Origin of the sequence: Caldisericum insulae (genome assembly GCF_047785965.1) — a bacterium.
Lineage (GTDB): Bacteria > Caldisericota > Caldisericia > Caldisericales > Caldisericaceae > Caldisericum > Caldisericum exile_A.
Genome location: NZ_JBLOBF010000022.1, coordinates 1 through 6,644, shown reverse-complemented (window position 1 = coordinate 6,644; position 6,644 = coordinate 1). Strand labels below are relative to the sequence as shown.

Annotated in this window: 5 protein-coding genes; 3 read left to right on the top strand and 2 right to left on the bottom strand. The window is 38.3% G+C overall.

Annotation, left to right across the window (positions count from 1 at the left end; genetic code table 11):
• Positions 1-64 precede the first annotated feature (64 nt).
• Positions 65-544, bottom strand: coding sequence for a methylglyoxal synthase (locus ACMV0E_RS07975; RefSeq protein WP_416085856.1), 480 nt, complete (start codon positions 542-544; stop codon positions 65-67).
• A gap of 38 nt (positions 545-582) precedes the next feature.
• The gene (locus ACMV0E_RS07970; RefSeq protein ID WP_416085855.1) at positions 583-1,539 is read right to left on the bottom strand and encodes a diacylglycerol/lipid kinase family protein; all 957 of its coding nucleotides are present in this window, start codon (positions 1,537-1,539) and stop codon (positions 583-585) included.
• 46 nt (positions 1,540-1,585) lie between these two features.
• Between ACMV0E_RS07970 and ACMV0E_RS07965 the strand changes: the two genes are divergently transcribed.
• The 3 genes from ACMV0E_RS07965 (at position 1,586) to ACMV0E_RS07955 (ending at position 6,255) form a co-directional block, all read left to right on the top strand.
• On the top strand, positions 1,586-2,278 hold the full coding sequence (locus ACMV0E_RS07965; protein ID WP_416085854.1) for a hypothetical protein: 693 nt from the start codon (positions 1,586-1,588) through the stop codon (positions 2,276-2,278).
• A gap of 132 nt (positions 2,279-2,410) precedes the next feature.
• The gene (locus ACMV0E_RS07960) at positions 2,411-2,551 is read left to right on the top strand and encodes a hypothetical protein (protein WP_416085853.1); all 141 of its coding nucleotides are present in this window, start codon (positions 2,411-2,413) and stop codon (positions 2,549-2,551) included.
• A gap of 539 nt (positions 2,552-3,090) precedes the next feature.
• The gene (locus tag ACMV0E_RS07955) at positions 3,091-6,255 is read left to right on the top strand and encodes a stalk domain-containing protein (RefSeq protein WP_416085852.1); all 3,165 of its coding nucleotides are present in this window, start codon (positions 3,091-3,093) and stop codon (positions 6,253-6,255) included.
• Positions 6,256-6,644 lie beyond the last annotated feature (389 nt).

Here is a 6,644-nt window from a genome sequence, read left to right as displayed (position 1 = left end):
TCCTTTCTGGGGTAGTTCGAAGGGGGACTTTTACCCCTTCGAGTAAGTGAGAAATCTCCTCCTTTTACTTCTCTAAATCTTCAATTTTTCGCTCAATGTAAGATTTATAATCCTTTAATTTCGGTGTGTAGTTTGTCCCAAAAAGGATTGAAGAGATTATGAAATCTGCGGTTGAGCGGTTCATTGCTGTTGGAATGTTGTAAAGAGTTGCAATCCTTAAAAGTGCTTTTACATCAACATCGTGGGGTTGTGGTTCCATTGGGTCCCAGAAAAAAATTAGGTAATCAATTTTTCCTTCGGCAATGAGAGCGGCAAGTTGTGCATCTCCTCCAAGTGGTCCTGATTTTAGTTTCAATATTTTTGGAGTAAGCCCCTTCTTAATAAGCGTTTCTTCTACAAGTTTTCCTGTTGTTCCTGTACAGATAAGTTCATGAGGGGATAATGTTCCCCAATTAAATTCAACCCATTCAATGAGATCTTTTTTCTCCCTGTCGTGTGCAACAAGTGCGATTCGCTTAACTAATTTTGTTTCAACTTTTTCCATATTTAATTATATGTTGAAATTCCCTTACAAAGAAATGTTTAATAAACAACTTTTATTATTTTCTCAATTACCCTTGCCTTGACAGGCGTATATCCTAAAACCTCGCCATCTGCCTCAATTAATGATGGTGGATCCGTTTTTACGAAAACCTCTTTTACAAAGTCGTGGTAGAGTTTTTTCTCCGTGAGTATTGTTCCATCAAAGAGTTTTTTAATCTTAAAGAGGACTTCAAGCCCTTTGTAGTTTTTAAAGACTGACACATTAAGAAGACCGTCTGTAACTTCTGCCTTAGGCGAGACACACATTCCTCCACCGAAATATTTTCCATTTGCAATATCAAATTCAAAAAAATTGCCGTTAAGTTCATTTTCTCCATGTCTAAGGATTCCTTTCGGGATTGTTATAAAAAGAAGCGTTGAAATAAGCGAAAGCGTATATGTAAGACCTCTAAAAATTGATTTCTTACTTTTGTTTGCCTTGTTGGTAACAACTCCTGAAAATCCTCCACTTAGGATATTTAGGAAAAATCTTTGAGAAGGATTACCTAAAAAATCTACATATTCAAAGAGTCCAACATCAATTGGTTTGCCTGTCCCCGTTAACGCAATTTTAAGTGCAGATAAAACATCTTTTGGAAGTTTAAGAGTCTTTCTAAAATCATTGCCCGAGCCGATAGAAACAACTCCAAGCGGTGGGATTTTGTCAACTTCATCTTGATTGAATTCAAAAACTCTTTTGTTGAATTTTTCCACAGCACCCATAAGGATTCCATTTAACACCTCATTATGCGTGCCGTCGCCTCCAAAACTAATTATACGATTAAATCCGCTATGGAAGGCATCCTTTGCAAGTTCAATCGCGTGCTTTGGATATTCTGTAAAAAGTATCTTAGGTGGATTTTCTAAACTTTTAATAAAGTTTTCTACCAATTTGAACTCTTTGAGCCCTTTTCCATTTGAAGATACAGGATTTACAATTATGCAAATATTTTCCATAGGAGAATTTTAGCACAAATTTAAGGAAAAGTATATAATATACTTGATGAAAAAATTACTTACAAAGAAAATAATTATAATTTTTGTGCTATTTTTAATTGTTTTTGGAAGTTTACCAAGTTTACCCAATGTTGCATTGGCTGAAACTCCAGGTGAGAAACTTAAAAGCATGGGGTATGTAATAGGGTTTGCAGATGGTAAACTCCATGAAGAGCTTTTTATGAAGCAAGGAGAACTTATTGTGCTTGTTGCTCGCTATATAAGGCTAAATCAAATCCCTAAAGAATACCAATTTATGGCAGAGCAAAATAATTTTGACAGATTTGTAAATAGAGTTTATAACTTTTTTGTTAGCTCTTTTTATAAAGCAAAGGATTTTTTTATCAGAAGTTATTACAAAATAACAGGCAAAGAAATTTACCCAGGCGTAAAAGCAGGGCATTACCTGTTTAATTCTGTTGTTGTCCTCCGAACTTATGGATTCCAAATACCGGAAGGTATCGATATAAACGCAAGGATAACTTCGGAAGACTTCTTTAATATTCTTTATGGTATGCTTGGCTTAGATGAAAGCGAATTCGAAAATGGCAAAGATATACCTCAAATAGAAAAATACAGAATCATTTTTTCAATCCACGGTAAAAGAAATTCACCGCTTCTTTCAAAGAAAGGTTATCTAACAAGGGGAGAGGTTTTTAAGGAATTTTTACGACTTCTCCAATCCGAGAATAATCAGTAGAGTGTGTAATTTTTACACTGAGAGTGTAATTTTTACACAAAAACTCGGTAAAAATCGGCAGGGTTTTAAGGTGTTTTTAAACATATTTAGTATATCCAAAATTCTAAATATGCAAGATAATAACGATATTTAATGGATGTTATGTGGAATCCCATATATCAGTTTGGCACGGTTTTTGCATATAGTAAATGGAAGGCTGTAAAAAATTTTGAGGCTGTCCTTCCCTTGCAAGAAAAACTTGCAAGAAGCACCTTGAAAACTGAAGAGAGTTAAGATAGAAGGCAAGAATTTATAGCATTTTTAATGAGCAAATTTTACACACAGTTTAAAAATATAAAGTCGGAGATCTCTCACATTCGTTCTAGATGACAATCATTGGAAGAGGGCACATCCCCCTTCCAACTTTCCCAAAGGAGGAGATTTCTCCTCACTACGTTCGTCGAAATGACTGGTTGCGTTCATTCCGAAGCCAATTTTTTGTCATTCCGAAGTGGCGTAGCCACGAGGAATCTCCTCAGTTTCGGGGGAGTATTGAGAGGGGTTGTTACCCCCTCAAAATGGTTGTCATTCCGAAGGCTTTAGCCTGAGGAATCTCCTAAGTTTGGTTTTTACTTCCTTTGGGTGTTGGAAGGCATTTGCAAACTGGCGCTAAGGTAATTGGCACTTAGCACAGGCAAAGCCTTTCAGGATTCAAAGGTTGTTTAAAAATAATAAAAACTCACTTAAATGTGGAGGTGAGAGTTGGGAAAAAATCCACGAAAAGAAACACAAACTAAAAAATTTATCGCTTTGAAAGGAGGCGAGACGTTATTATGAAAAAATTTCTAAGTATTTTACTTGCAGTAACAATGGTATTCTCTCTTGTCGTTGTTGCAAGAGTACCCACTGCAAGTGCATCAATTGGTCCCTTAAGAGCACCGGCAACTGATACAGGTAAACCTACCTACACAATGGGTGAACTTATTACAGGAACAGTAACCACAAATGTAGCAGAAAATGTTTACTTGATTGATTCTACTAGTAGTGTAGTTGACCAGTACGCTGTTTCTGGTAGCGGACCCTTTGTTTTGAGGACATCAGCAACAACGCTTAAAGAAGGACTCTATGAGGTAGCAGAAGGCAACACAACTTACGGAACTTCAGGAAACGTAAAGGTATATCTCAAGTATAATATTTCAAACATTACTCCTGCTTCTGCACCAACGGTTGGCTCAACCAATGTACTTGTTTCAGGAAAGGTATTCTATGGTGATACTTCCTCTTCTCCAGTTTCTGGTGTAACAATTGTTGTTGCATGGTTTGATGAGACAAATAACAAGTATATACAAGAAGCATCTGGAACAACTAATGCAAGTGGTATTTTCTCATTCTACGCAACATTTCCAAATGCAGGTAAATACGTTTTGTTTGTTTCTGATAACTACGCACCAGATTTTGTAAATAACGACCCTAATGCTGGTGTTGCTCACTACTATGAGTGGACAGTTGGTCCTTCACAACTTGTAGTAAACTTAGTTGTTCAACCTACACTTCTTTATTCAAACTGTAGTTTACAGAATGTAGCGCTTTATATAACTGATACAAATGGAGCTCCTCAGGGAGGATTATCACTTACAGCTACACATGTTGCAGGTGTAAGTGCAACACTCGGAGCAGTTACTGACAATGGAAGTGGCTTCTACACATTAGCAGTTAAACCTAGTAATACAACAATTGGTTCTGAAACCATAAAACTTTCTACTTCAACTGCAGTTGGCTATGTTACACTAAACTATCTACAACCTGGTGATTGGAATCCACAGCTTTATGTAATACCTGGTTCTAACAATGGTTTTGGCATTGATCAGCCAGTTACATTTACATATAATGAAACACTACCTACTGGTTGGTTTGTTCATTATACAGCATCTCAAGGACCTACTCCCGAATCACCAGTAACATTAGTAAGCAGTGTTTATAAGATTAAAACAGGTGGAAAACTTGGTTACTATGTAAAGAAACAGCTTTGGAACTCTACAAATCCTCTTAAAACAAAGACAAAAGTTGTAGAGCAAAAATTTGATATTTATCCTACAATCACATCTGATATTGTAGACATCACTCCTAAAACTTCTATTCCTGTTGACAGCACTCAAGAAGTTGATGTAACTGTCAAGATGGCAAATGGCGAGGCAAGAAACAACGGTAAGGTTGTTCTTGTGGGACCTGCTGGAATGTTTACAGTTCCAAGTGGTGCCCAGTATCAGTTAGCGCCTTCTTATGCACCTGGTAAGGATGCAGTAGTTCTTGATGCAACTGGAACTGGTCCAAGAAACAACGCAAATGTTGAAGGTGGCGTCTATAAATTCCCTGGATTGAAGTTCAATCTTGTTGGAACAATTGATATTGAAGTATATGGGGAAGATGGAACCACTCTTACAAGCAAGTTCTATAGCGCAATTTCAGTTAAACAAAAAGTAGTTAATCTCACTGCATCTGTTGATCATTTTGTAATTGGTAAGATTTATCCAGAAGTTACGGTTTCTGGAGCAGTGCCAGGACTCACATTTACTTGCGCTCCATCAGGAATTCAGATTGCAGATAATGGAGATGGCTCTTACAAATTCAATTTTGCAACACCAATCACAGGAGGTGTAACAATCTCCGCACCCTCAGCTGATGGAAAGACACTATATACAGTTACAATCCGAGCAGTAACACCAACACTTAAGATAACCTCAGTCCACAAAGATGGACTTATTACTAATGACTTCTCTGAAACAGTTACCTTTGATCTTATTGATCCAGATACTGGCAATGTAATGTCGCACTCTAACGATCTTCTTGCAGTTCAGTGGATAACCGATAAGACCGACCTTTCAATCTATGGTTTACCAGTGTCTTCATTGTGGAATGATACAGTTGATGATTATGATGTAGTTGATCAGTCAGTTAAAGATGTTAAGGCATCTTATGGTAATCCTCTTGTTGGAAGCAAGCCTGCAATGCTTAGCATTAAGACAACAGTTTCTGGAACAGCAACAGTTATTTACACTGATGTATTGAAGGTTACTGATCCTTCAATCACAGTGACTCCTCAAGACCTTAAACTCTATACAGAGCAAGACAATAAGTTTGCGGTTGATTTCAAGGATGCACACGGTAAAGGGCTTGAGGGAGTTGCAGTTAATGTTCAACTTCCTGGACCTTATCCAATTCTTACTGCATATACTGATGTTAACGGACATGCCGCATTTAAGGTGCATCCAGAGTATGAAGGTGAAGGATATATTTCAGTAGGTGCTTTACAACCCTACACCTTCCAGATTGTTCCAGCACCGAAAGACACAACTCCTCCAACACTAACAGTAACTTCGCCAGCAGATGGTTCAACAGTTAATACTGCAACAGTTGAAGTTACAGGAACTGCAACTGATAATGTCGGTGTAACTTTTGTTGCAGTTAACTATAAGCAAGTGTCACTTCTTCCTGATGGATCATTTGCAACAGAAGTCCAACTTAATGAAGGTGCAAACACAATCGTTGTGAAAGCCTTTGATGCAGCAGGCAATGTTGCAACAAAGACCATTAAAGTTACATATCAGAAACCAGCACCAACTGGAACAAAGATTGTTCTTTGGATTGGCTTAAAACAAATGACAGTTAACGATCGTTATGTCGACCTCGATGTAGCACCTGAAATTCATAATGGAAGAACCTTCGTACCACTCCGTGCAATCGCAGAGGCATTTGGTGCACAAGTAGACTTTGCACCTTTAACACAAGGTATAACAGTTGTTCTTGGCAATAACCAAATTGGCCTCCAGATTGGAAACGACACCGCAGTAGTCAATGGAAACGTTTTTAAAATTGTTCCTCCATACATAGACAAAGAGAGTCAAAGAACAATGGTTCCTCTCCGTGTTATTGCAGAAGCATTTGGCGCAAAGATTGATTGGGATCCTTTTAAACAAATGGTAACTATTACGATGCCGTAAGGCTCACTTATCTGAGCTTTGCCCCCCGAAGATATCGGGGGGCATTTTTTATTTGTAGGAATGTCCCGCCCTCCTACAACTTTACCCATACGACGGAGATTCCTCGTGGCTACGCCACTTCGGAATGATACAACGAGTCATTTCGACGAACGAAGTGAGGAGAAATCTCCTCCTTTTGGGAAAGTTCGAAGGGGGGACTTTTACCCCTTCGATTAATGAGAAATCTCCTCTTTTCAGGGAATTCAAGTGAGAAGTATATCTACTTCACTTAAAGGAGGGGATTCCTCAGTCGCTTACGCTCCTTCGGAATGACAACCATTTTGAGGGGGCAACAACCCCCCCTCCAATACTCCCCCGAAACTGAGGGGATTCCTCAGTCGCTTACGCTC